Origin of the sequence: [Clostridium] cellulosi (genome assembly GCF_036762875.1) — a bacterium.
Lineage (GTDB): Bacteria > Bacillota > Clostridia > Oscillospirales > Ethanoligenentaceae > Ruminiclostridium_D > Ruminiclostridium_D cellulosi.
The window spans coordinates 248,885-274,603 of record NZ_JBAIZF010000026.1; the positions used below are offsets into that span (position 1 = coordinate 248,885).

Sequence of the window (25,719 nt, forward strand, 5' to 3'; positions counted from 1 at the left end):
ATAACTTATCAAAGCCTGCTTGCAAAATCCTTTCGGTCGAGGAAACCTATATCATATTTTGCGTTGATAAAGTCTTTGTCTTTAAGGATTTCAAGCTGATAGTCTATATTTGTATCGACCCCGTCGACCAGAAACTCTGCAAGTGCCCAGCGCATCTTGCTGATGGCCTCCTCCCTTGTGGGGGCATAGGCAATAAGTTTCGCAATCATGCTGTCGTAATAGGGCGGGATTGTATATCCCTGATAAACGGCACTGTCAATCCTGATTCCCGGCCCGCCGGGCATATGCAGCGATTCAATCTTTCCGGGTGACGGGCGGAAGTTGTATTTCGGATTCTCCGCGTTTATGCGGCACTCGATGGCATGACCTCTAAGGGTAATATCGCTCTGTTTAAAGGGGAGCTTCTCGCCGCATGCAATAAGTATCTGCTGTTTTACTATATCAATCCCGCTGACAAGCTCCGTAACCGGGTGCTCGACCTGGATACGGGTATTCATCTCCATAAAATAAAAGTTGCCGTTTTCATCGACCAAATATTCAATCGTTCCGGCGTTTTTATAACCGCAGGCATGTACCGCCTTGATTGAAATCTCGCCCATCCTTTTTCTAAGCTCCGGGGTGACCAGCATGGACGGCGATTCCTCAAGCACTTTTTGGTTTCTGCGCTGCAGTGAACAGTCGCGCTCGCCGAGGTAAACCGCGTTGCCGTAATTGTCGGCGAGCACCTGAACCTCGATGTGATGTGGGTTTGCGATAAATTTTTCGATATATATGCCGTCATTGCCGAAAAAGGCGCCGGCTTCAGATTTTGCAGCATAAATCGCGGCTTCCAGCTTGTCGGGTGAGTCTACCTTTCTTATACCTCTGCCGCCGCCTCCCGCCGAGGCTTTGACCATAACCGGATAGCCTATCATCTCGGCAATCCTTTTTGCTTCTTCAATAGATTTGACTTCGCCGTCTGAGCCCGGGACAACAGGAACTCCGGCTCTTTTCATAGTTTTCTTTGCCTTTGCCTTGTCGCCCATCAGCTCCATTGATTCCGGGTCAGGGCCTATGAAGATAAGATTGCAGCGCCCGCACATGTGCGCGAAATCCGCGTTTTCGGACAAAAAACCGAAGCCGGGATGAACGGCCTGGGCGCCTGTTACCTCACATGCGGCCAGTATAGCCTTGACATTAAGATAGCTGTCTTTTGACGGTGCAGGGCCGATACATATGGCCTCATCGGCAATCTGCGCGTGAAGCGCGTTTCTGTCTGCCTCTGAAAAAACCGCAACCGTTCTGATGCCGAGTTCACGGCACGCCCTTATTATTCTGACGGCTATTTCGCCTCGATTCGCTATCAAAATCTTGTTAACCAACGGACATCCTCCTAAAATGGAAAAGCCTTTCCTTAACCTTTTGAAGATATTTTTGAGGCTGTATAACAACAACGGCCACAGTTTTCAAACAAGCTAATCCGAGTGTTTAATTTAAAAACTGTGTAAATATAATTGGCAAAGATTTAGTTATCCTGTTTGGGCCCGATTGCAAAGGTAATTTCACCGACGGCGGCCTTTTTGCCGTCGACCGTCGCTGTCGCTTTTCCCACGCCAATACTTGTGCGCAGTTTTAAAAGTTCGACCTCAAGAATAAGTGTATCACCGGGCCTGACCGGCCTGTGAAACCTCGCCTTGTCTATCCCGGCGAAAAACGCTGTGCGCCCCTTAAACTCCGGCATAGATAAGACGCAGACAGCGCCCGCCTGAGCCAACATCTCCATTGTCAGGACGCCCGGCTGTATCGGATAACCGGGGAAGTGGCCTTTGAACCAAAACTCGTCTTCCTTAAGATATTTCTTCGCCACAACGCGCTTTCCCGGTTCGAGTTCAAGAACCTCGTCTATGAGCAGAAACGGGTCGCGGTGCGGAATAATGGCTTCTATCGCTTTTTTATCAAGAACCGCCATATTAAACCTCCATAAGCCTTTGAAACTGTTATTCTATACGCATAATCGGCTGTCCATACTCAACGGTCTGTCCGTTCTTTACGAATATCTCGGCAACGGTGCCTTCACATTCGCTGGTAATTTCATTCATAAGCTTCATTGACTCGATGATAAACAGCGTGTCGCCGCACTTTACCTTTTGACCGACCCTGACAAAAGGCGGCTTGTCAGGCGCAGGGGAAGCGTAGAATGTTCCGACAATCGGCGATTTAACGATAGTCCCGCACAGTTTTTCTTCTTCCTCTTTCTTCTCTGCAGCAGGCTGAACAACTACCTGTGAATTAGCGGTGAAAGTTGACGATGCCGGCGCGTTGTCGCAAACCTTGTCCGCTTTGCGCTCAAGAGAAAGTTTAAAATCCTCGGTCTCCAGGTGCAGCGTGTCTAACGACGACGCATCGAGACTGTTTATCAGCTCTTTTATAATATCTAAGTTTAACTCCATCGAAATCTCCCCACATCTGTATTTTAAAGAAACCATGCTATAAAAACTCACTGCAGATTCTGCACGGTTCCTTTAAACAACCGCTGTTTCATGTTTTTAGTAATTGCAACTTTTATCCAGCAAAAACACAAAGCTGCAATAGCTTGAGCCAAAACAATTTAAGTTTAATCAGCCTTTTTGAAACAAAGGGTAGCGTTATGCCCGCCGAAGCCCAAAGCGTTTGAAAGCACCGCTCTGAGGTTTGCTTTTCTCGCCCCATCGGTGACATAGTCGAGGTCACATTCGGGGTCTTTTACCTTATAGTTTGCCGTCGGCGGAATGACGCCGTCTTTGATTGCAAGCGCACAGATTATAGATTCAATTGCCCCTGCAGCACCGAGAAGATGACCAGTCATCGACTTTGTGCTGCTCATAGGTATCTGTGCGGCCCGTTCTCCGAACAGGTTCTTGACAGCTATTGTCTCACACTTGTCGTTCGGAGGAGTTGATGTACCATGTGCGTTTATATAATCTATGTCTGCTGTGGTAAGGCCTGCGTCCTTTATAGCGAACTCCATGGCCTTTTTAGCGCCCTCTCCGTTCGGGTCAGGGCTTGTTATATGGTAAGCGTCGCTTGTAGCGCCGTAGCCGGCGAGTTCGGCATATATCTTTGCCCCGCGGGCTTTGGCGTGTTCATATTCTTCGAGAACGAGTATACCTGCGCCTTCGCCCATGACAAAACCGCTGCGTTCGGCGTCAAAAGGAATAGATGCGCGGTCGGGGTCGTTTGAGGTACACAGCGCCTTCATATTCGCAAAGGCGGCGATAGCAAAGGGCGTGATTGTCGCTTCGGCGCCGCCGGCAATGATAACGTCGGCATGACCCTCTCTGATTGAGTGCATGGCCTCGCCTATGGCGTGGCCGCTCGACGCGCATGCGGTAACAGGGCAGTAGTTGACGCCCTTAAAGCCATATTTCATGGCGATGTAACCTGCCGACATATTTGAAATCATCATCGGAATCATCAGCGGTGACACACGTCCTGGCCCTTTGGTTATAAACTTCGTATGGTTATCTTCGAGTGTCTGCAGCCCGCCGATACCGCTGCCGATTATAACGCCAACGCGATAGGGGTCAAGGTCGCTGAAATCGCTGCCGCAGTCCTCGATAGCTTGCTTTGCCGCCGCCACCGCGAACTGGGAGCAAGGGTCCATTCTGCGCGACTCCCGCTTATCAATATAATCTTCGGGGTTGAAGTTCTTGACTTGGGCGGCGACCGATGCCTTTTGGCCTTCCATGTCCAGATTTTCTATAGGAGCAATGCCGTGTTTTCCGGCTTTTATATTATTCCAAAAGCTATCAATGTCCAGGCCCACGGGAGAAATTACTCCCATGCCGGTTATTACAACTCTGCGCATCAAAATTCCTCCGTGAAACAATAGATTGAGAAAGAACTGTTTAAGTTGTATTTACATTATCATGCCGCCGTCTACTACGAGTATCTGACCGGTTATATATGAAGCTTCATCAGAGGCCAAGAATGCGACAGCGTTTGCAACATCCTGCGGCTGTCCCAGCCGTCCGAGAGCGATACCTTCCATAGCGGCCTGTTTGACCTTTTCAGGCATTGCGTCTGTCATAGCAGTTTCGATGATTCCGGGTGCTACGGCATTTACGGTAATGCCGCGTGGACCAAGCTCTTTTGCCGCGGTCATCGTCATGCCAGCGACTCCGGCCTTCGAAGCTGAATAGTTGATTTGGCCCTTGTTGCCGTAGAGTCCGGCTACAGAAGAGATATTCACGATACGTCCGCTTCTTGCACGCATCATCACTTTTGATGCGAAATGCATCATATTGAAAACGCCTTTCAGATTGACGGCGATAACCGAGTCGAACTGCTCCTCGCTCATCATAGCAAGCAGCCCGTCCCGTGTAATTCCAGCGTTGTTGACAAGGACATCAAGTCCGCCGAACCGCTCTGTAACAGCCTTGACGAGCTTGCCGCATTGTTCAAAGCTTGACACATCGGCAATGAAGCACTCGGCCTCGACACCGTTGGCGCGGCATTTTTCGGCAACCTGATTGCCGCCGTTTTCCTGTTCTTTTTCAGAACGGCAGTTTATAGCTACGTTATAGCCTTTCTTAGCGAAAGTTTCCGCTATACACGCGCCTATACCCTGTGAAGCACCAGTAATCAGAACAACTTTACTCAAATTGTATACCTCCTGATGTTATTTGTCCGCTGTCAGCGGCAACTGGGGGATGAATCGGGTTTTAAGGAAAGCGAAATGTGTTCGGAGACCGCGTATCCTGCAATAACGCTGCTGAAATCACCACTCAAGAACAACTGAGCCGTAGGTAAGCCCCGCTCCGAATCCGACAAGCGCCAGCTTATCACCCCTTTTGAGTTTTCCTTTTGATGCGAGTTCGGCAAGTGAAAGGGGAATTGAAACACAGGAAGTGTTGCCGTATTTATCCACGTTGACATACATCTTTTCCATGCCTATCCCAAGCCGCTTCGCTGCTGTCTCGATTATACGCAGGTTTGCCTGATGGGGGATAATGAGGTCCACATCTTCTACATCAACACAGGCGCTTTCGCAAGCGCCGATCAGCGCTTCCGGCATGGCTTTGACCGCGAACCGGTAAACATCTGAACCTGACATTCTGATATAATGTTTGTGTGTATTTTCAAATTTCGTGTATTCAGGATTATCTTTATCCGTGGCATAAACACCCCGCGGCTTCAAAGCGGTTGATACGATATGTCCGCCGAGACTGCCCTCGGATTTCAGGTATGACGCATAAAGCTTGTCCGCCGGCTGAAGTACCACGGCTGCGGCACCATCGCCGAAAAGCACGCAGGTTGAGCGGTCGCTGAAATCGAGTTGCTTCGACATAACTTCGCTGCAGACAATAAGGATATTCTTTTTGCCCATTGCAAGGTAATGTTGGGCGACGTCAAGAGCGTAGATAAAACCAGTACAAGCGGCGTTCAAGTCCCAGCAGAATGCGTTGCCGGCGTCGAGTTCATTCTGTATGATGCATGCCATTGACGGATAAAAGTAATCCGGTGTGCAGGTGCAGCCAATTATCATATCAAGTTCTGCACCGTTGACACCGGCGTTGTCCATGGCTTGCTTAGCTGCCCGAGTTCCCATATAGCTATTTGTTTCACCTTTTGATATTCGGCGCTCGCGGATACCCGTGCGCTGTGAAATCCACTCATCAGATGTATCGACAATTTTAGCCATGTCATCGTTAGTAACAACCTGTGAAGGAACATACATTCCTGTACCGGCAATCAAAACTCCCGTCATCAATTGACCCCCCTTGAATACAATGTGCCAATATGTTATAGTACTGATTAAGTGAAAATTATTCAAGAAATATTAGGAGTGGCAAATAATATGCAAGTTTGCGAATTGAGTCTGAGCTGACGGTCAATTTGAAAGAGACACTTCGCATTTGCATTTTTAAACCATCCTCCACCATATTAACGTTGTTTTAAGTATTTGTCAAGTTGGATTTTGTCAAATTAAGGATTCCGAAAGTTGCATATTACATTTTAATAGTATTCATAAGGAGGATACTTAGTTGGGTAAAATTGCATTTTTATTCTCAGGCCAAGGCTCCCAGTATGAGGGCATGGGCAAAGAACTTTATAATAATTTCAGGGAAGCAAAGGATATCTATGATATGGCTTCTGATTACCTTTCGTTCGATGTCCTCAAATTGTCCTGTGAAGGCAGCAAAGAGGAGCTTTCAAAAACCAAAGTATCCCAACCACTTATATTTACGCTTTCCCTCGCGGCTCACGCCGTTGCAAAGGCAAATGGAATAACCGCCTCTGCTGTGGCAGGCTTTTCATTGGGCGAAGTTACCGCACTTACGGCGGCCTCTGCTATGAGTTACGAGACTGGTTTTAAGGTGATTGCAGAACGCGCCAAAGCAATGCAGTCCGCTGCCGAGAATATCCCGGGCGCGATGTTTGCCATTATCGGCGCTGATTCCGAAAAAGTAGAGGAGGCTTGCGCCGCCGCAGGGAAGCAGACAGGCGGATATGCCGTCCCCGTCAACTACAACTGCCCGGGGCAGATTGTCATAGCCGGCGAGGAAGAGACAGTCACAAAGGCCGCAGAAATGTTAAGTGCTGACGGGCTGCGGGTGGTCCGCCTTGCGGTAAATGCGGCGTTTCATTCAAAGCTCATGGAGCCGGCGTCGCAGGAATTCTATGAGAAAATCAGCTCCTTCAAATTCAATGAGGTGGGAATAGATTTTTATTCCAATGTTATAGGCGACAAACTGAATATCAGCGATATCCCATCTTATCTGAAAACGCAGATGATAAGCCCGGTTCGCTTCTCGCAGGAGATGGAAGCCATGAACCGCGACGGCTATGACACATTTGTAGAATTCGGGCCGGGCAAGACTCTATGCGGCTTTATCCGCCGCGGCATTAAAGGCGCGCGCTTCTATAATATAGAGGATTTGAACTCGGCCAAGAGATGTTTTGACGCGCTGGCACAGTAATACAAAATAGGAGCAGTAAGATGAGTGAAAATAAAAGGCGGCAATTTAGGCTTATAGGCCACCCCCTCGGCCAAAGCATATCGCCCCAGATACATGAGCGGCTGATGAAGTTATCCGGCGTTGACGGCGAATACAAACTGTTTGAAATCGAACCGGCGGAGCTTGAAAAGCTGGCGGGGTATTTAAGAACCTTAAGCGGATTTAATGTGACGATTCCCTACAAGCGGGATATCGTGCCGTATCTTCAGAGCGTAAGCCCGCGGGCGCAGCGCTGCGGGGCGGTCAATACAGTCAAATGCGAAAACGGAGAAATGCATGGCTATAATACAGACAGCATTGGCTTTTTGCGTTCGCTTTCCGATGCCGGCATAGAACTTCGCGGGAAAGTGCTTTTGTGCGGCGCGGGCGGTGTTGCGCGCATGATGGCATGTGAAGTGCTGGAGCGCGGGTGCAGCCTTGTCATAGCGACGCGCAGATTAGAGGGGGCGCTCTCGGCAAAGCGCGACCTTGAAAAGATATTCAGCGCCGCCGATATTGAGGCGCGGGAGCTTGGCAGCATAGATTCCGGCTTTGACCTTATCCTGAACGGCACGCCCGCCGGAATGTATCCGCATGAGGATGACTGCCCTATAGACCCTGCAGTTGCCGGGAAATCCGCCGCTGTTTTTGACACAATCTACAACCCCGTTGAAACGGTACTGGTAAAGGCGGCAAAGGCGGCCGGGGCACGCGCCGCAGGAGGGCTGTCCATGCTTGTCTGGCAGGCGGCCGCGGCTCAGGAAATTTGGAACGGCACCCATTTTAAAGCGGAAGATATCAAGGCACTGACAGACGATATGAAGGAACTTTTATATTCAAGATATGGCGGTAGAAGATGAAGAATATATTTTTATGCGGCTTTATGGGCTGCGGAAAATCAACAGTCGGGGCTGAGCTTTCCTCGCTGCTTTCGATGAAATTCATTGATATGGATAAATACATAGAGCAGAAAGTGGGAAAAACCATTCCCGAAATCTTTGAAAAATACGGCGAAAAGAGATTCAGGGAATATGAGCGGACCGCCGCGGCAGAACTGGCTTCAAAGTCGGGCCTTGTGGTTGCCACGGGCGGCGGGGCAGTGCTTTCGGATAAAAACACCGCGGCGTTTAAATCGGGCGGTATTATTGTCTTTATTGACGTGCCGCTTGAAGTCATCGCAAAGCGGCTTGAGGGTGACACATCCCGCCCTCTGCTGCAAAGGGAAGACAAGTTCGCCGCCCTGCGGGAGCTTTATGAAAAGCGTATGCCGTTTTACCGCAAAGCCGCAGATTTAATTGTTTCAAACAATGACAACGCCCCTGCGGTTACGGTCGCGCAGAAAATCGCATCATCACCAAAGATAAAAAAATTGCTCGGTTAAGCTACAGCCGCCGGAAACCTGTTCCGGCGGCTGTTTTGGCTATTTGCAAAGTTAAAAGCTGCCTACAATATAAATTGACAAACCTACAATAAGTACTAAAATAGTTTATGTGGTTGACAAAAAAACATATGTCGTTATAATTTGAAAGGTTGCTCGAAAAGATTTAGATATTTTGGAGGGAATAATGCTTAAAAATTACGATTACGCTATTGTCGGCGGAGGTATAGGCGGACTTATGTGCGCCTACCGCATAAAGGAAAATAAGCCGTCAGCGTCAGTTTTACTTATAGAAAAAGGGGCCGATATTTCCCAGCGCCACTGCCCGATAATTGAAAAGAAAGCGACGCGGTGCATAAAATGCCCGTCCTGCGCGATAATGGAGGGTCTTGCCGGTGCGGGGGCTTTTTCCGACGGGAAATATATAATATCCTGTGAATACGGCGGCTGGCTGCCGGATTTTCTCCCCGAGGAAACTGTGCTCGATTATATTGAGCAGGCGGACCGCATACTTGTATCTTTTGGGGCGACAACGGAGCGCTTTACCCCTGACGATGAGCTGAAGAAAAAATGTCTCCAGTACGACCTTCATATGCAGCAGGCAACAGTAAAACATCTCGGAACGGACGCCAACCTCGATACAATGATTCGCATGTCGAACCATATAAGAGAGGGTTGTGACATCCTTTGCAATACCGAGGTCTATGACGTCAACATTAAAACCCACACGCTGAGCATGAGAAACAGAAAAGGCGAGGAAAGCAGTGTGCGCGCTGACCGCATAGTTTTCGCAGTCGGGCGCTCAGGCAGTGCCTTTTTCAGCGAATGGTGCCGCAAAAACAACATACCGCTCACAAACAATCAGGTTGACATCGGCGTGCGCGTCGAGCTGCCGGCAATAATCTGGGAAGATTTTTCAAAGAAAATCTACGAGCCGAAGATTTGGTACCGCAGCCATGGCTACGGTGATATAACGAGGATGTTCTGCTTTAACGAGCGGGGCAGCGTCGTCACCGAAAACACCTGCGGGGTGCTGACTGTCAACGGTCACGCCTTCCGGGACGAGAGCAAAAAGACCCAGAACTCGAATTTTGCCCTGCTATCCACTATCAGGTTCACAAGTCCTTTCCGCGAGCCTATTTCCTACGCAAGGCACGTTGCAAGCCTGGCCAACCTCATAAGCGGTGGCACGGTGCTGGTTCAGCGGCTCGGCGACCTTGAACTCGGGCGCCGTACGGACGAGAAGCGCCTGCGCCAAAGCACGACGAGGCCGACTCTCGACGCTGTTGCTGGCGACCTGAGCCTGTGCATGCCGAAGCGTCAGCTTGACAATATCATTGAGACACTCCATGCGCTTGATAAGGTAGCGCCCGGCACAGCAAACAGTGACACGCTGCTTTACGGCGTTGAGTGCAAGTATTATTCCGCCCGCCCAGAAAACAACGATTTCGAGCTTGCGGGCTGTGAAGGCATTTACGCAATCGGCGACGGCGCGGGCTTTACGCGCTCTCTGTCACAGGCGTCGGCAAACGGGCTTTATGTGGCGGATAAAATCTCAAAATAGGTCATATAAATTAACTTATAGTATAGTTTAAGTATAATTATCCATATTCGTATTTTTTAACCCAACGGAGGCAGCAATGAAAACGATAGTAATGACCGGCGGGGGCACAGCCGGGCACATAACGCCGAATATTGCGCTCATACCGAAGCTCAGGAATGCTGGATTCAATATCCACTATATCGGCCTGCGCGGAGGTATGGAGGAATCCCTGATAAAACAACAGGGCATAGAGTTTCACGGAATAAACGGCGGAAAGTTAAGGCGCTATTTTGATATTAAGAATTTTACTGACCTTTTCAGAATCGGCGCGGGTTTTTTCGAGTCGGTTTCGCTCCTCGGGAAGATAAAACCGGATATTGTTTTTTCAAAAGGCGGTTTTGTATCAACCCCTGTCGTTTGGGCGGCGTCATTCCGCCATATTCCGGTTATCGCCCATGAGTCGGACCTCTCGATAGGGCTTGCCAACAAGCTCTCGCTGCCTTTTACTCAAAAAGTCTGCTATACCTTTCCCGAAACAGGCGCCCAGATACCAAAGGGAAAAGGTGTTTTCACCGGGCTGCCGATACGCGATACGCTGCTGCATGGAGACGCAAAGCGCGGGCGCAGCCTCTGTGGCTTCGGCGGCGACAAGCCGGTATTGATGGCTACAGGCGGCAGTCAGGGCGCGCAGTTTATCAACAATATGCTCCGTGATTGCTTGGATGATTTGCTGCCGGAGTTCTATATCTGCCATATCTGCGGCAAGGGCAATTTGGACCCTGCGCTCGAGGGCAAGGAAGGCTATTGCCAATTTGAATATGTGACCGACGACCTTAAAGACCTGTTCGCTATGGCGGACATCGTCGTTTCACGCGCCGGGGCGACGAGCATATTTGAGCTGCTGGCGCTCAAAAAGCCCAATCTGCTGATACCTTACGGGCTTGCTGCAAGCCGCGGCGACCAGATACTAAACGCCAAGTCGTTCCAGAAGCAAGGGTACAGCGAGGTCCTAAGCCAAGAGGACGCGACAAAAGAAAAATTCCTGTCCCTTATAAAGTCCATCTATGAGAACCGCTCGTATTATATAGATAAAATGGAGAAAAGCACAATTAAGAACGGCCTTGAAAGCGTTTTCAAAATTATCTGCGAAACCGCTGGAGTAAAAGTAGGCTGAATGTTTAGCCGGTGTTACCTTTCGAAAACCGTTAAAAACAGCCGCTGAGATACAGCAAAAAGCATATGCGCATAAAAACAGCCGCGGAATCAGCTCCGCGGCTGTTTTGCATGTTAAAACAATTACTTTTTGAGCTTTTCAGCGATCTGGTCGCCGATTTTTTGCATGACGGCGCTGGTTTCGTCGTCAAGATTGCCCTCTCCCTGTGAAAGGCCAGCAATCTGCGGCAGCATAGGAAGGGAACCGAGCAGTTTGAGGTTTTCTCTTTCAAGGAAATCTCTCAGCGGTTTTTCGTCGAACATCCTTATCTCTTTGCCGCAGTCGGGGCATTTGATATAGGCCATGTTCTCGACCAGCCCGATAATCTCGATATTCAATTTCTTTGCCATGTTGACCGATTTGCCCACTACCATTGAAGCAAGGTCGTGAGGGGTTGAGACTACGACGGCGCCTGACAGCGGCAGTGACTGCATTACGGTCAGCACCACGTCGCCTGTTCCCGGCGGCATATCGATAATAAGGCAGTCGAGCTCGCCCCAGAACACGTCCGTCCAGAACTGTTTTACCGCGCTGGAGAGTATCGGCCCACGCCAGATAACAGGATCTTCCTCGTTTTCGAGGAAAAAGTTCAGTGAAATGACGGGGATTCCTTCTTTTGTTTTTATAGGCATAATACCCATTTCACTCTGCCTACAGCGGCTTCCTGCAGGGATACCGGTCAACCGGGGTATGCTGGGGCCTGTTATATCGGCGTCGAGTATGCCGACTTTCAAACCTCTTCTTGCAAGTTCGCGGGCGACGAGCACGGTGACGCTGGATTTGCCGACGCCGCCTTTGCCGCTCATAACGGCGATGGTGTTCTTTATAGAACTGAACTGGTTTAACTTTTCCACGCTGCAGCCGCCTTGTTTTTCGGTGCTGCATTTGCCCTTTGACGGGCAGCCTTCACAATTAGACATATAATTCCTCCTTCGCCTGAACTGTCATGCAGGCGAAAAGTGCTGACGGCGTTCATGCCGGAAAGATATAAGTCAACTTAAAAATTATATCATTTTATAATCGTATGCGCAACGGAATATGCAGTTAATGTATAACATAATGTTGATTATACGGGTTGTAATTTATTAAGCACAGGTTCGCGCCCGTTCAAGTGTATATTATGTTGGTTTATCAATACTTATGTTTTCTGGTTATGCAAATTATTATGTTGATATCCACTGTTTGACAATGGTATAATGAAGTACGTATGAAATATTAAGGAATGATAAAGGATGGGTGCAGAAAATGGCGCGTTTCGGAATTATATCGGCGATGCCGGTGGAGCTTGAGTGGTTTATAAAAGAATATAACGCAAAAGAGCTTAACATAAACGGGTTTTATAAAGTATATGAAGGCAAAGAGGGCAGCAACGAGATTTTCATGGCCTGCAGCGGAATAGGAAAGGTAAATGCGGCGGTATGCACGCAAAAGCTTGTCGATGCCTTCAACGTCGACTGTATTGTCAATATGGGCATAGCGGGCGGCATCTCGAAAAAGCTCCGTACGCTGGACGTTGTCATCGGCAGCGAGGTCATATATCACGATTTTAACCCGGACAGCCTTCTGGAGAAATATTTTCCCAACACCCGAGTTTTTAAGTGCGATGAACGGCTTATAAAGACAGCCGAAAAGGTCTGCAAAGAATCGGCGGTAGTCGACAACTATTATGTCGGATGTATCGCTTCCGGCGACTGCTTTGTAGAAAAAAGCGAAACGAAGGAGTATATTGAGAGCCTCGGCGGCATATGCTGTGAGATGGAGGGTGCCGCGATTGGGCATACTGCCCATATAAACAATGTGCCGTTTCTGATAATACGCACCATATCAGACCTTGCGGACGAAAACGCCTCGATAAGTTATGAAGAATTTGAGCGCAGGGCGGCAGAACAATCCAACCGCATTGTGAGCGGTATATTAAAAGGACTTTCTTAATCTTCTAAAATATCCTGCGTCTGCCTTGTTTATATCGATTTATTATTGTATAATAAATAAGTCCAATAATTACACAAAAAAGAAGGAAGATACAATGAAACTGTTTATTGATACCGCTAACATCGATGAGATACGTGCGGCTAATGACCTGGGTGTAATCTGCGGCGTTACAACCAACCCGTCACTTATCGCAAAAGAAGGCCGCGATTTCAAAGAGGTTGTCACAGAGATCACATCAATTGTTGACGGCCCGATTTCTGCTGAGGTTATTTCCCTTGATGCACAGGGAATGGTAGCAGAAGCAAGAGAACTTGCCAAGATTCATAAGAATATTGTTATAAAGATCCCGATGTGCGCGGAGGGCCTCAAAGCTGTCAAAATCTTGACTGCAGAAGGCATTAAGACCAATGTAACACTTATTTTCTCCGCGTCTCAGGCTCTGCTCGCTGCAAAGGCCGGCGCGACATATGTCAGCCCGTTCCTCGGCAGAATTGACGACATCTCCTGGGAAGGTGCGGATCTCATCGCCGATATCGTTGATATCTTCAACGTCCAGGGCATTGAGACAGAGATCATTGCCGCCAGCATCCGTTCACCGCTTCATGTTGTTCAGGTTGCAAAGCTCGGCGCTGACATTGCCACAATTCCTTACAAGGTCATTATGCAGATGATTGAACATCCGCTGACCAAGATTGGCATTGAGCGCTTCTTGAAGGACTGGGAAAAGGTCCCGAAGAAATAATCAGCGGCCTGCAAATTTTATGAAAATTTTCTGGTTAAATTAAACATTGTTCGGCATAATAATAGCGCGGTTTTATAGCCGCGCTATTATTTTTTGGGAAGGGAAGTCAGTATGGGAAGTCTGATTTCGATGGATGAGGTATATAAGATTTACAACCCGGGTATAAACGAGGTACGGGCGCTTGACGGGGTAACCTTGAGGATTGAAAAGGGCGAATTTATAGCCATTGTAGGGCATTCCGGCTCTGGAAAATCAACGCTGATGAATATTATGGGCTGCCTCGATACTCCGACCAGCGGCACCTATGAGCTTTCGGGCGAAAAGGTAGGAAACCTTAAGGAATCAAGGCTTTCAGAGATACGAAACCGTATTATAGGGTTTGTTTTTCAGAATTTCAACCTTATCCCGTCACTGTCGGCAATCGAAAATGTTGAGCTGCCGCTGCTCTATAAGGGTATGCGCAAAGAAATGCGCCACCGGATAGCCGCAGAGGCCCTTGAACGGGTAGGGCTAAAAGACCGCATGAATCACCGGCCCTATGAGCTTTCGGGAGGGCAGCAGCAGCGCGTGGCAGTGGCGCGTGCAATAGCGGCAAAGCCGCCTATTATACTGGCTGACGAGCCGACGGGCAACCTTGATTCCAAATCGGGCAAGGAAGTGCTGGAGCTGCTGAAAGAACTAAACGCCGAGGGCAGAACGGTTGTACTCATCACCCATGACATGTCGATAGCTGAACAGGCAGGCCGCATTATCAGAATCTGCGACGGAAGGATAATTGGCAGCGACGCCGAACAAAAAACCGGAACATAAAATTTAAGAACCACCGACGCAGGCGCAAATATTTTTATAAAAACGCTTATAATTTAGCCTGCTCTGGTTTCAATTTTAAATTGAGGTTGGCTATATTTTCTTTGCTGCTGCAGAAAATAATGCTATCAAGGTTTAAAGGAGCGTAAAAAATGTCTGGTAATGAGTGTACTTACTGGGGGCAGCAGCATAATCTGCCCAATAAATTCCCTCCGCAGCACCAAGATGACCAGCCCGGAAACCAACAGCAGATGAACCCTGCTCCCATAACCGAAAACCCCGCGTATCGGGCATCGGGCCGGCTCAGCGGCAAGGTCGCAGTAATAAGCGGCGGCGACAGCGGCATAGGTCAGGCGGTGGCGTCAGCCTTTGCAAAAGAGGGCGCGGACATCGTAGTGGCTTTTTACAACGAGGCCGCGGACGCTGAGCAGACGCAGAAAATGGTGCAGGCGGCGGGCAGGCGGTGTGAGCTTGTGCAGTGCGATTTAAAATCCGAGTCGGAAGCGCAGAAGGTTGTCAACGCCGCCATGTCGACAATGGGGCATATTGATGTTTTGGTCAACAATATAGCCGTCCAGTTCCCGCAGAACAGCCTCAGCGACATTACCGCCCAGCAGCTTGAAATTACATTTGCGACCAACGTCTTTGGGTACTTTTTTCTCACCAAAGCCGCTCTGCCGCATCTCAAGGCCGGCGCTTCAATCATAAATACAACCTCAGTTACGGCCTATAAGGGCAGCCCGACGCTGATTGACTATTCAGCCACGAAGGGAGCGATTGTTTCGTTTACGCGCTCGCTTGCCCTTTCGCTTGCAAAGAACGGCATAAGGGTCAATGCGGTTGCGCCCGGCCCGGTCTGGACTCCGCTGATTCCCTCAAGCTTTTCGGCACAGGAGGTTGCTAAGTTCGGTCAGGACGTACCGCTGGGGCGCGCCGCCCAGCCGTTTGAGATTGCGCCTGCCTATGTCTATCTTGCCAGCGACGACTCCGCCTATGTATCGGGACAGGTCATTCATGTCAACGGCGGCGAAATCACAGAATCATAGTTTCATCGAAGATAAAAACAGGGGACAGCCTTGGGCTGCCCCTTGTTTTAGTGGTTTTATTATGTATTTTCTTTTTCCGCAATTAACTCGTCCAGTATCTCGGCTGCACACCTTACATACTCGGCGCAGGGGCGTTTTTTATAATATGCCACAGTCCGCGCCTCTGGCGCCGGGCCGTCGTGCTTATGGTCAAGCCCTAAGAGTTCGCGGCAGACTATCGAGCCGTTTTTCTCCTTGAATTTTGCCGCGAGCTTTTGTATGAGCGTATAGTGCTGTTTCTTTGCTTCTGTATCTTTCGGGTCGTTATACCCATACAGAAGTCCCGCCGCCATGAACATGCCGGATACGGCGCCGCAGACTTCACGGAGCCTTCCCATGCCGCCACCGAATGATGATGAGAGCTTAACGGCGGTGTCAAAGTCCATCCTTGTCTCGTCACAAAAGGCTGCAAAAACGGCCTGTGCGCAGTTGTAGCCCTCGTTGAAAAGCGATACCGCCCGTTCCTGATGATTTTTCAAAGTATCCACTCCCGTCCGATAATTACTTCATGCTGCCGTAGATTTTTGACAGATTGTATTTCATGCGGTCAATATAGGACAGATTGTCCTCATTGCTTTCGAAGGTATAAATAGTCTCGACCTTGGCGCCCACTTGATCAGCCAGTGTTTTAGAAACCGATGGGCTGACCATATTTTCAGTAAACACCGTTTTCACATTGAACTTCTTGCAGTAATCGGCAAGCTCGGCAAGTTTCTTTGCGCTGGGTTCGCCCTCGGCAAAGACGTCCTCAACACTTTTCTGATTAAGCCCAAAATCCCGGCACAGATAAGCGAAAGCGGCGTGGCCGGTCACAAAGTTTTTATTCGTCAGTGTCTTGAATTTTTCACTGTATTCGGAATAGATGGATTCGAGCTGTGAGATGAAATCGGAATAGTTTTTTTCAAAATATTCCTTGTCTTTCGGGGAGGCTTTAATGAGAGCGTCCTTAATGTTTTTTGCCTCAATCTCCGCGCCCTTAATGCTTATCCAAAGGTGAGGGTCATATTGCTCAGAATCGCTGTCGCTGTCGCTTTCCGAAGCTTTAATTGGTGCCGCCCCCTTTGACGCCTCAACAACAATAAGGTTCTTGTTGTCGGCGGAAGCGATAGCCTGATCCACCCATGATTCCATTGAAAGCCCGTTGTAAACAAACACGCTGGAGTCGGCAAGCTGTGCGATATCCCGCGCCTTAGGCTCAAAATCGTGCGGCTCTATCCCGTCCGGTATAAGCGTTGCAATCTCAACCTTATCCTTGCCGACTGCGTAAACAAATTCTTTCATGGCGTTGAAGGTAACTGAAGTGACAATTTTCCCGGTGGTTTGCGGTTTTTTCTGATTATTGCAGCCGGTAAAGCCTATGAATATAAGCAGGCACAGGATTACAGCCGCCGGTCTTCTCAGCACGGAAACCCCTCCAAGATGCGAATGGTTCTCATTTGCATATAATATACTCATGTAGAAATAAAGTCAAGGAATTTATAGTGTCTGCAATAATTATTGGATTTAAGCCCAGTGATAATCATAAGTCTAATAAATTAAGTGAAGGATAAAAAAGCCGTATTCCGGAGCGTTGGTTATCCGGAATACGGCTGAATTTGAGCTGACAGAAAGTCAGTCGCAGGACAGCTCGTAGATTGCCTGCAGGCAAATTTCACAGTGTTTCATAAAATCGTCGATTTCGAGGAATTCGTCCGCACCGTGGATGTTGTAGTAGGAGAGCGGCTTCATGCCGGCGCCGAAAGCCACACCGTTCTTGAGCTCGCGGGCATATGTGCCTCCGCCGGTTGAATAGAGCGCCGCTTCCTCTCCGGTAACGGTCTTATATGCGGATTTCAGTTTCGTTATCAGCTCGCTGTCCTCTTTGACATAGAGGGGCTTGCTGTCGGATAAGAGGTTTGCTGTGACGCCGTACTTTTCGGCGGTGTCTTTGATTTTGGCGAAAATATCGCCGCCGTCGGCTGTAACTGGATACCGTATGTCGATTACAGCCTTTGAGCTGGTTTCGTCAATGTCAACTATGCCGAGATTCAGCGTGAGTCCTCCGGACTGTTTGTCTCTGTATTTTATACCGAGGCGTTCTCCGTATATATCTTCTGCCACTTTTTCATTCAGGAAGTTAATAAGCGTTCCTGCTTTGTCACCGAGGGTGCGGCAGAGGAGAATAACTGCTTCCCCGGCGGCGTTTATGCCTTCTTCAGGCGTCGACGCGTGAGCGGCCTTTCCAAAGCAGGATATAGCCAGATTGCTGCCGTCATCCGCAAACTCAAAACGGCATTTTTTATCTTTAAAATCCGCCGCGGCTTTCTCAACAGCGTTTTTGTCATTTATATTTATCTGTGCCTTCGCCTGAACAGGTACGATGTTGGCTGCCGTACCGGATTTAAAGCTGAGTACGCTGCCGTCGTTTTTCGGCGTTTTAAATTCTATATGAAGAATACCTTTTTCGCAGTTGCAGATCGGGTATTCGCTGTCGGGAGAAAAGGCAAGATCCGGCATTTCCTCATGGGCGAAGTAGTATTCCATATCTTCCATGCCCTGTTCTTCAGAAGCACCGATGATGACGCGGATACGCTTATTCGGCTTTATGTTGAGGTCTTTCAGGGCTTTAAGGCAATAGATTGCGGAGATAGCCGGCCCTTTGTCGTCCATTGTGCCTCTGCCGTAGATACGGTTTCCAACCCGTTCCGCACAGAAAGGATCCTTTGTCCAGCCGTCCCCCGCGGGAACTACGTCGCAGTGCGCAAGCACACCGACAAGTTTTTCGCCTTCCCCGTATTCGATGTGCCCGGCACGCCCCCCGACATTCTTAACCTTGAATCCCATGTTCTCTGCGAGATTAAGGCAGAACTCGAGCGCCTTTGCTGGCCCCTCGCCGAAGGGCATGCCCTCCTTTGCTTCCTCTCTGCAGCTTTTAATGTTGACTAAGCGAATGACGTCCTCCAGCAACTCTTCCTTATATTTTTGAATTTGGCTGCCGATATTTTTCATTTTTAGAACCTCCTGAAGAAAAATAGCAGAATATTATGTAAAATTTGCATAGAAAATCATTTTCAAAATTGTATATACTAACAATTTTGACTAAATTTCAGCTACAAGCCGATGCAATATGATATAATGTCCATATATGAACAGAAATCAAATTCTGTTTATATTTTTTATTGGCCGATTTGAGACGGGCGCTTGTACTAAACTGGTTTAGAGCGAAGTGAGGTAATTAGTAAACGACCATATACTATCATAATTATGACGCTTCTGACACAGATATTAGATTTTAAATGTGGTGGGGTACTGTGAGGGTTCGAATATTATTATCATTTTTGGTTATCGCATTATCTGCCATGTTTTTATACGCATGCAATACTCAGCAGCCAAAGTCACAGAATGTGCAGACATCCAGCGTCATTTCCCAGATTTCACATAGTACAGAAGCAGAGCCAAATTACAACGCTAGCCTTAAAGACCAGGCCAAAATTTATAATTCAACACCGAGCAGGGTAGCCCTTGCAATGCTTATTTGTAAGCTTGATAATTCTTATTTTTATACCGATATAGTGACTTTGGACGCTAAGGAATTGTTTGATATATTAAGGGATTCCGCAGTCGATAACAATATAACGTTGGAATCACTTAATACGCGCTACGGGCTCTTGGATATACTTGCAGCGGAGAATATATATATAACAATATCGTCAAATAACGTGACATTTACGTCGTCCCCCGAGGTGGCCTCTGAGAAGGCCGCCGAGAAAAAACATTCAACCGATTCGTCAAAGAGCGACGCATGGATTGAAAAATTTCAAACTGCTATAACCTCAAATTAGCGCGATTAAAGACCGTGGCTGGCGCCGCGGTCTTTTTATTTGTGATATTTTACTCCGTTAAGTATAGTCATCGAGCGGTATAGCTGCTCAATAAGCATTATACGGGCCAACTGGTGCGGAAATGTCATATCCGACATTGAAAGTTTAAGATTGGCGCGCGTTTTCACCTCGTCCGACAGCCCATATGAGCCGCCGATGATGAAAGCAAATGAACTGGTCCCTGTTGTCATCTCTTTTGATAATACTTCGGAAAGTTGAACCGAGGACAGGCGCTTTCCTTCAATGCAAAGGGCAGTGACAAAGGCTTTATCTGGAATGGCGGCGGTTATGCGCCTGCCTTCTTCGGTGAGGGCCGATAAAATAAGCGCGTCAGTATCTTTATTAACGCGCTGTTCCGGAATCTCAGTAACTCTAATTTTTGCCCATGGTGTCAGCCTTTTTACATATTCATCAAAGGCAAGACGCCAATACTTTTCTTTAAGATTGCCGACACATATAATATCAATCGAAAGCATATTTAGGCACCTTTAAATGGTCAGAATATGTTCAGGGCCGTTGCGCGGGGCAACTTCTATCTCATATTCGTCCTGAGGTATGCCGGATAGATTCATTGAAGAAATTGCAGTCTCAAGCGCAAGCTCCGGAATATTATTGTCACGGCTTAAGTGAGCGAGGATGAAATAGCGGGAACCAGCAGAGCAGAGTGCCGGCAGAACTTTTGCACAATCGTCGTTTGAAAGATGGCCGGTTTTTGATAAGATACGCCGTTTTAAATAATATGGATACCGGCCATTTTGGAGCATTCCCACGTCATGGTTGGATTCAATGATGACAGCGTCGCAGCCCGATATCCCATTCATAACAGTATCGCTGACGTAACCGAGGTCAGTCGCTATGCCTATTTGTTTGCCGTCCGGCGTATGTATGCGGTATCCAACACTTTCTCGGCTGTCATGCGATGTGCAAAATGATGAAACCGCAATGTCAGCTATGAGGGTGCTGCCTCCGCTTTTTAATTCTATGAAATTATCGCTGTCAATTTCCATGCTGCTGAGTATGCCGTCAATAGTACCGGCGTTTGCGTAAACCGGTATTTTATACTTTGAAAGAAGCGTCTTGAGACCTCTAATGTGGTCGCTGTGCTCATGGGTAATCAATATTCCGGCAATATTATTAATGCTAGAGCCGATTGATTCAAGCGCCTTGCAGATAGAACGGGCACTGACGCCTGCGTCAACGAGCAACGATACGCCGCCAGCCGAGACGTAAGCGCAGTTGCCGCTGCTTCCGCTGAACATGGCGCAGAGTTTTGCCATATTGATTTTCTCCTTAAAATTAAGCCGTACATCTGTGCGGCTTATCAAATAAGTTTTTTAATTTAGACAGCTGCCGGAACGCTTTCGGGGAACTTAATGCGTTTTATTTCGGCGCCGAGCGCTGAAAACTTTTTATCGACGTTTTCATAACCGCGTTCAATATGCTGAATATCCTCGATTTCCGTAGTGCCCCGTGCGACGAGTCCGGCAATCAGAAGCGCTGCTCCCGCACGCAAATCGGTTGCTTTGACAGGAGCTCCGGTCAAATGGTCAACGCCTTCAATTACGGCGATTTTACCGTCAACCTGAATATTTGCGCCCATGCGCTTTAACTCGTCGACGTATCTGAAGCGGTTATCCCAAACCCCTTCGGTTATAATACTTGTGCCGGAAGCTATCGAAAGCAGAACCGCCATCTGCGGCTGCATATCAGTCGGAAAACCTGGATGAGGCATTGTCTTGATGTTTGCGTGATTGAGAACACCGTTGGAGATGACTTCAATGGCGTCATCGTATTCTTTTAACTGTACACCCATCTCAATTAATTTTGCTGAAATGGATTCCAGATGTTTTGGAATTACGTTTCTGACAATGATATTTCCGCCTGTTGCTGCCGCTGCAGCCATAAAGGTTCCCGCCTCAATTTGGTCGGGAATAATAGAATAGGTCACACCGTGAAGGTGTTCAACGCCGTTTATCTTGATAACATCCGTTCCTGCGCCGCGGATATCTGCTCCCATTGAGCTGAGAAAGTTGGCAAGATCGACAATATGCGGCTCTTTTGCCGCATTTTCAATAATTGTCTGTCCCTTTGCCTTAACCGCTGCCAGCATTATATTGACTGTTGCGCCGACAGACACGACGTCAAGGTAAATCTGGCTGCCATGAAGCTCCATTGCATGTGCCTCAACCATGCCGTGTTCAAGGGAAATTTCTGCTCCCAGCGCTTCAAACCCTTTTATGTGTTGGTCAATCGGGCGCACGCCGAAATCGCAGCCTCCCGGCATCGAAACCTGGGCATGAGAAAAACGCCCGAGCAAAGCACCCAGGAAGTAACATGATGCCCGCATTTTTCTCGCAAGGTCATATGGAACGACAGGCTGTGATATATGCGACCCGTCAATCTCAACTGTTGTTCTGTTGATCATTTTTACCTTTGCGCCGAGCTGCTTTAAAATATCCATGATAATAAAAACGTCGCTGATATTCGGTATATTTTCAATGCGGCAAGGGGTTTCAGCCAGGACAGTTGCTGGAAGAATAGCCACCGCTGCATTTTTTGCTCCAGATATTTCTACTTCACCATGTAATTGGTTTCCACCATGTATGACAAATTTATCCATTATATCGCTCCCACAATCAATTGAGACAATATTATTATGCCTCTATTCCAATATGAATAACATAGGTGTAATTGTTAATTTATAAGGCATTTTTGACATTAAAGAAGAGCTGTATGCAAGTTATTAATAAGAAAAAGTTAAAAATATGCTGGAAGTATATAAATATGTAAAATCGTTGATTACATTTTTATCCTATAGTGAAAAAAGTTAGTAATTTTAGGAAATTAAACTTGCTAAAAACACCAACACTTATTATACCACACTGGAAAATAAAAAACCACATTTACCATTATTTATTGTTTACAATTTAAAAACATTAGTAACTATTTAGGAATAATTTAGAAAACATAATCCGTATATATAAAAAATATAGTCTCCGGCAGAAAACAGTCGCCGGAGACGAACCTGCAATCAATAATTAAGGCTATCAACTGTTACGTTTTCGAGAACTTTTAAATATTCCGCGGCTTCTCTTTTGGCGCCGATTGGGTCGTGGTCAAGATAGTTGCCGCATTCTTTACGCTCAGCGCCGGGTATTTTGCCTTCAAAATTCTTGATGAAATTGAAAGCCTGCTTCGTGAGCTCAATCACTTTTTCGTGCTCGAGGGCGCGGGTGATGAAATAGAATCCAGTCCGGCAGCCCATAGGCCCGAAGTATATTATTTTATCGGCATAGGTGCTGCTGCGCACATATGTCGCAAAGAGGTGCTCGATAGTGTGGAGCGCTGCGGTTTGCAAATAATCTCCGGCATTTGGAACCTTGAGTCTGAGGTCATAGGTTACGATATCACCGTCAATGCGGGATATATACATGCCGGGTTTTAGTTTATCATGGTCGACCTGAAAGCTCTTGATAAGTTTAAGGTCCATAGTATTTCTCCTTTTTGGAAAAGCCATAGCATTTAAAAGCAGTATCACTAATATGCTAATATGCGGTGCTTACTGCCGCACGCGAAGGACACCGCAAATTAACAAACTTATTATATCAGTTTGAGCTATTCAATACAAGCGGAGGCTAAATCAGGCTGTTGCAGTGTTTTATTGAAACGGAAGTGTTTTTTATATATAATGGTGTTTAATAATAAAAAGTCAGTTTGAGTATTTAAAAATAAATATTTTACAGCCCGAGATTGAGGTGAAGAATGAAACTTTACAATTCAGGTGGTTCGAAAAATATATACAGCGGGCGCGAAATAACGTGGGAAATTCCAGAAGATAATCCGGCTCATATAAAAGTAAACAGCCGGATGCCGAAAAAGGTTCAGCCGCAGAAAAAAGCAGCAAGCAGAAAGAAAAAGGCGAAAATGCTCGAGAGTTTAAAGCTGTTATTTCTGTCTTTTTCGATTATGCTGCTTCTGACATTTTCGGCAGGCCTGTTTTTGATGTATGGGCCGTTTCCTTATTTCCGCGACTTATGGGTCACAACGGCTATGAGTACGCTCCATCACCAGTGGCTCGCTACCATGTTCTTTGACCAGAAAACTATTGACGAGATACTGGCGAACAATAGGACTATTGAAACTGAAAACGTGACAAATGAAAATGATGTTTCGGTAACTGCCAAAGCTCCTCCGGATAACGCAACCGAGCTTCCGAAAAGTCCGTCTGACGGAGAGCATATAATCAACGGCATAGGTTTTACGCGGCTTAAGACAGCTACATATGAAGGCTGGGTTATCCGCGTTTTTGACCCGTCGCGTATCTATATGGCGGTATCACAGGGATATGGGTACTCAGGTGAAAAGGTGTCTCACATGACACAAAGGCTCGGAGCCTTTGTTGGAATAAACGCCGGCGGCTTTATTGATGTCAATGGCCAGGGTAACGGCGGAATGGCTGACAAGGTTTTAATATCTAAGGGCAGGTTGATAGCAACGTGCAATGCCAAGGAAACGCACAGCATTGTTGGGTTTGACAAAAAGGGAAGGCTTTTGCTCACCAGATGTCAGAGCAGTGAAATAAGCGGCCTTACAAAAGTTTTTAGGGACGCAGTTGAATTCAAGCCGTTTCTCATAGTCAACGGTACCCCGACAAAAATGACAGGCAACGGAGGCTACGGCATACAGCCGCGGACCGCCATAGGCCAGACGAAAGATGGCATTGTAATCTTCGTTCAGATTGACGGAAGAAGGCCGCCAGTTATCGGTGCGTCGGTTAAAGAGCTTCAGCAGATTTTTATAAAATACAATGCCTATAACGCAGCGAATCTTGACGGCGGGGCATCGAGTATCTTTGTTTTTAGAGGAAAAGTGGTCAGCAATCCTTCAAGCCATTCCGGCGAAAGGTTTGTCCCAGACGCATTTCTTATAAACTATAAATAATAGATTATAAAAGGGGCTGATATATCAGCCCCTTTATTGTTTATTTCAGTTTGCCTGCCTCTTGCAAATTTTATAGCAAGTAATTACGGCCGGACTCAGTCCGGACATATACTTGTTGACTGTATAAAAATTGCCGTAAAACTCGATTGTTTATCGGGCAGGAACTTAAGCCGCGTGTTGATTTTAGCCACTGCGTGCCGTCATTATCAATAAAATAATATATTCTGCCTTTCACGAGGGCAATTTCACACCGCTGAGCTGTCAAGGCAGATATCTGCCGAGCCGATGTCGATGCGCCTGTTGCAGATATTGATATAAGACTCAAACGCTTTCAAAATTTTGCTATCCAGCGGGTGCTGCTTAATGCTCATTATCTGTTCAAGCCTAACCTTTGCGGCATTGTAGGAAAGCCCGCACGCTGCCATAAGCTGTTCTGGCGTGCAGAGCCCGCAGGCCTTTATCACGGCGGCTGGGGCGAGCACATTTGAGGCAAACAGGTTAGCCTCTGATTCCAACTCGCGGTATTGATTGATGTCGGTAATGCCGCCGTTAAAGTGACCGCAGATTATATGTCCGGCTTCATGCATGAGAGTAAACCTAATGCGGTTTCGGACCCGAACGGTGTCGTTATAGGCAATGCAGTAATTCCCGCCGCTGTAAACAGTGAACCCGTCGCGGCTTTTGCAGGCCTCTGCGATATCGTTGACGGTGACATTCCCGGGAACCATGGCGCAAAGCTCAGTATAAGTTGTAAGTCCCCAGTGTTTTTTTCTGATGGCTTCAAAGGGATTGATTGGCAGAGAAGAAGCGCCGATACTTAGAAGAAATTCGTATGATTTTCGGCAGACGAAATCAAAGCGGTCGCAAGAAATCATTTCTCCGATTCCCCTGAAGCGATATCCGACATGGTTTTAATTATATTTTTCAAAAGATTGCGCTTATCTGCCGGAAGTTTTTGCATTTCTCTTGCCAAAAGCAGTATTTCACCGTCAAGCTGAAGGTCATCCTGTTTCTTTTCGCTGTCCCATCCCATGAGGTATGAAGGCGTGGTTTTGAGAGCAACGGCGAGCATTTCTACCGTTTTTTGAGGTATGTTCTTGATAAGCCCATCTTCATAGCGCTTGATGGTGGACCTGTTTACCCCAATGCGTTTGCCCAAATCATCAAGCGACATGCCAAGTTCGAGCCTTCTCGACTTTATTCTTGCACCGATATCCATATAATTACCCTCTGTTCAAAATACCAGAATAAACGTTTGA

The 25,719-nt window shown here is 47.5% G+C and carries 27 protein-coding genes; 11 read left to right on the plus strand and 16 right to left on the minus strand.

What is annotated here, in order from left to right:
- Window positions 1–8 precede the first annotated feature (8 nt).
- From V6C21_RS08915 to V6C21_RS08940, 6 genes are all read right to left on the minus strand, one after another.
- A complete protein-coding gene (locus tag V6C21_RS08915) occupies window positions 9–1,361 on the minus strand; it encodes an acetyl-CoA carboxylase biotin carboxylase subunit (RefSeq protein ID WP_034839688.1) in 1,353 nt (450 codons plus the stop codon).
- 143 nt (window positions 1,362–1,504) lie between these two features.
- The gene (gene fabZ / locus V6C21_RS08920; RefSeq protein WP_034839687.1) at window positions 1,505–1,948 is read right to left on the minus strand and encodes a 3-hydroxyacyl-ACP dehydratase FabZ; all 444 of its coding nucleotides are present in this window, start codon (window positions 1,946–1,948) and stop codon (window positions 1,505–1,507) included.
- 28 nt (window positions 1,949–1,976) lie between these two features.
- On the minus strand, window positions 1,977–2,429 hold the full coding sequence (accB, locus tag V6C21_RS08925) for an acetyl-CoA carboxylase biotin carboxyl carrier protein (protein ID WP_479268833.1): 453 nt from the start codon (window positions 2,427–2,429) through the stop codon (window positions 1,977–1,979).
- Window positions 2,430–2,593: 164 nt separating this feature from the next.
- On the minus strand, window positions 2,594–3,829 hold the full coding sequence (gene fabF, locus V6C21_RS08930; protein WP_034839684.1) for a beta-ketoacyl-ACP synthase II: 1,236 nt from the start codon (window positions 3,827–3,829) through the stop codon (window positions 2,594–2,596).
- Window positions 3,830–3,877: 48 nt separating this feature from the next.
- Entirely contained in the window at window positions 3,878–4,621 is a 744-nt protein-coding gene (fabG, locus tag V6C21_RS08935; protein WP_045085691.1) for a 3-oxoacyl-[acyl-carrier-protein] reductase, read from the minus strand.
- A 117-nt stretch (window positions 4,622–4,738) separates the two neighbouring features.
- Window positions 4,739–5,728, minus strand: coding sequence for a beta-ketoacyl-ACP synthase III (locus V6C21_RS08940; RefSeq protein ID WP_034839682.1), 990 nt, complete (start codon window positions 5,726–5,728; stop codon window positions 4,739–4,741).
- A gap of 277 nt (window positions 5,729–6,005) precedes the next feature.
- On the opposite strand from V6C21_RS08940, the gene V6C21_RS08945 reads away from it, so the two are divergent.
- From V6C21_RS08945 to V6C21_RS08965, 5 genes are all read left to right on the plus strand, one after another.
- Window positions 6,006–6,941, plus strand: a complete 936-nt coding sequence (locus V6C21_RS08945) for an ACP S-malonyltransferase (RefSeq protein WP_034839680.1) — start codon at window positions 6,006–6,008, stop codon at window positions 6,939–6,941.
- Window positions 6,942–6,961: 20 nt separating this feature from the next.
- The gene (gene aroE / locus V6C21_RS08950; protein WP_479268834.1) at window positions 6,962–7,819 is read left to right on the plus strand and encodes a shikimate dehydrogenase; all 858 of its coding nucleotides are present in this window, start codon (window positions 6,962–6,964) and stop codon (window positions 7,817–7,819) included.
- Window positions 7,816–8,340, plus strand: coding sequence for a shikimate kinase (locus V6C21_RS08955; protein ID WP_479268835.1), 525 nt, complete (start codon window positions 7,816–7,818; stop codon window positions 8,338–8,340). The genes aroE and V6C21_RS08955 overlap by 4 nt, the downstream gene beginning before the upstream one ends.
- A gap of 184 nt (window positions 8,341–8,524) precedes the next feature.
- The gene (locus V6C21_RS08960; protein WP_084228794.1) at window positions 8,525–9,901 is read left to right on the plus strand and encodes an NAD(P)/FAD-dependent oxidoreductase; all 1,377 of its coding nucleotides are present in this window, start codon (window positions 8,525–8,527) and stop codon (window positions 9,899–9,901) included.
- Window positions 9,902–9,977: 76 nt separating this feature from the next.
- The gene (locus V6C21_RS08965) at window positions 9,978–11,054 is read left to right on the plus strand and encodes an undecaprenyldiphospho-muramoylpentapeptide beta-N-acetylglucosaminyltransferase (protein ID WP_034839674.1); all 1,077 of its coding nucleotides are present in this window, start codon (window positions 9,978–9,980) and stop codon (window positions 11,052–11,054) included.
- Window positions 11,055–11,176: 122 nt separating this feature from the next.
- Here the strand turns inward: V6C21_RS08965 and V6C21_RS08970 are convergent, their stop codons facing one another.
- Window positions 11,177–12,013, minus strand: coding sequence for an Mrp/NBP35 family ATP-binding protein (locus V6C21_RS08970; protein ID WP_034839671.1), 837 nt, complete (start codon window positions 12,011–12,013; stop codon window positions 11,177–11,179).
- Window positions 12,014–12,338: 325 nt separating this feature from the next.
- Here V6C21_RS08970 and V6C21_RS08975 point away from each other — a divergent pair, with 325 nt between their 5' ends.
- From V6C21_RS08975 to V6C21_RS08990, 4 genes are all read left to right on the plus strand, one after another.
- Window positions 12,339–13,025 (plus strand): 5'-methylthioadenosine/adenosylhomocysteine nucleosidase, encoded by a 687-nt coding sequence (locus V6C21_RS08975; RefSeq protein WP_479268836.1) that lies wholly within the window; start codon window positions 12,339–12,341, stop codon window positions 13,023–13,025.
- A gap of 94 nt (window positions 13,026–13,119) precedes the next feature.
- On the plus strand, window positions 13,120–13,767 hold the full coding sequence (fsa, locus tag V6C21_RS08980; RefSeq protein WP_034839666.1) for a fructose-6-phosphate aldolase: 648 nt from the start codon (window positions 13,120–13,122) through the stop codon (window positions 13,765–13,767).
- Window positions 13,768–13,878: 111 nt separating this feature from the next.
- Window positions 13,879–14,577 (plus strand): ABC transporter ATP-binding protein, encoded by a 699-nt coding sequence (locus V6C21_RS08985; protein ID WP_034839664.1) that lies wholly within the window; start codon window positions 13,879–13,881, stop codon window positions 14,575–14,577.
- A gap of 149 nt (window positions 14,578–14,726) precedes the next feature.
- On the plus strand, window positions 14,727–15,620 hold the full coding sequence (locus tag V6C21_RS08990) for an SDR family oxidoreductase (protein WP_045085686.1): 894 nt from the start codon (window positions 14,727–14,729) through the stop codon (window positions 15,618–15,620).
- 59 nt (window positions 15,621–15,679) lie between these two features.
- On the opposite strand, the gene V6C21_RS08995 is transcribed toward V6C21_RS08990, so the two are convergent.
- From V6C21_RS08995 to pepV, 3 genes are all read right to left on the minus strand, one after another.
- On the minus strand, window positions 15,680–16,138 hold the full coding sequence (locus V6C21_RS08995) for a C-GCAxxG-C-C family protein (protein WP_034839661.1): 459 nt from the start codon (window positions 16,136–16,138) through the stop codon (window positions 15,680–15,682).
- A 22-nt stretch (window positions 16,139–16,160) separates the two neighbouring features.
- Window positions 16,161–17,063 carry a metal ABC transporter solute-binding protein, Zn/Mn family gene (locus V6C21_RS09000; protein WP_479268837.1) on the minus strand — a complete coding sequence of 301 codons (903 nt, stop codon included), beginning with the start codon at window positions 17,061–17,063 and terminating at the stop codon, window positions 16,161–16,163.
- Between the two features lie 207 nt (window positions 17,064–17,270).
- The gene (gene pepV, locus V6C21_RS09005) at window positions 17,271–18,647 is read right to left on the minus strand and encodes a dipeptidase PepV (protein WP_479268838.1); all 1,377 of its coding nucleotides are present in this window, start codon (window positions 18,645–18,647) and stop codon (window positions 17,271–17,273) included.
- 302 nt (window positions 18,648–18,949) lie between these two features.
- Between pepV and V6C21_RS09010 the strand changes: the two genes are divergently transcribed.
- Window positions 18,950–19,480: a hypothetical protein gene (locus tag V6C21_RS09010; RefSeq protein WP_479268839.1), complete on the plus strand. Its 531-nt coding sequence runs from the start codon at window positions 18,950–18,952 to the stop codon at window positions 19,478–19,480.
- 35 nt (window positions 19,481–19,515) lie between these two features.
- On the opposite strand, the gene rlmH is transcribed toward V6C21_RS09010, so the two are convergent.
- The 4 genes from rlmH to V6C21_RS09030 form a co-directional block, all read right to left on the minus strand.
- Window positions 19,516–19,995, minus strand: a complete 480-nt coding sequence (gene rlmH / locus V6C21_RS09015; RefSeq protein WP_034839652.1) for a 23S rRNA (pseudouridine(1915)-N(3))-methyltransferase RlmH — start codon at window positions 19,993–19,995, stop codon at window positions 19,516–19,518.
- 12 nt (window positions 19,996–20,007) lie between these two features.
- A complete protein-coding gene (locus tag V6C21_RS09020) occupies window positions 20,008–20,844 on the minus strand; it encodes an MBL fold metallo-hydrolase (protein WP_479268840.1) in 837 nt (278 codons plus the stop codon).
- 14 nt (window positions 20,845–20,858) lie between these two features.
- Complete coding sequence (locus tag V6C21_RS09025) at window positions 20,859–22,139, minus strand: UDP-N-acetylglucosamine 1-carboxyvinyltransferase (RefSeq protein WP_479268841.1); 1,281 nt, start codon at window positions 22,137–22,139, stop codon at window positions 20,859–20,861.
- Between the two features lie 411 nt (window positions 22,140–22,550).
- Window positions 22,551–23,009: an S-ribosylhomocysteine lyase gene (locus V6C21_RS09030; protein ID WP_479268842.1), complete on the minus strand. Its 459-nt coding sequence runs from the start codon at window positions 23,007–23,009 to the stop codon at window positions 22,551–22,553.
- A 272-nt stretch (window positions 23,010–23,281) separates the two neighbouring features.
- Between V6C21_RS09030 and V6C21_RS09035 the strand changes: the two genes are divergently transcribed.
- Window positions 23,282–24,460, plus strand: coding sequence for a phosphodiester glycosidase family protein (locus V6C21_RS09035; RefSeq protein ID WP_045085682.1), 1,179 nt, complete (start codon window positions 23,282–23,284; stop codon window positions 24,458–24,460).
- Window positions 24,461–24,705: 245 nt separating this feature from the next.
- On the opposite strand, the gene V6C21_RS09040 is transcribed toward V6C21_RS09035, so the two are convergent.
- Both V6C21_RS09040 and V6C21_RS09045 read right to left on the minus strand, forming a co-directional pair.
- A complete protein-coding gene (locus V6C21_RS09040; RefSeq protein ID WP_051492458.1) occupies window positions 24,706–25,335 on the minus strand; it encodes an ImmA/IrrE family metallo-endopeptidase in 630 nt (209 codons plus the stop codon).
- Window positions 25,332–25,679 (minus strand): helix-turn-helix domain-containing protein, encoded by a 348-nt coding sequence (locus V6C21_RS09045; RefSeq protein ID WP_034839639.1) that lies wholly within the window; start codon window positions 25,677–25,679, stop codon window positions 25,332–25,334. Before V6C21_RS09045 ends, V6C21_RS09040 begins: the two co-directional genes overlap by 4 nt.
- Between the last annotated feature and the right edge of the window lie 40 nt (window positions 25,680–25,719).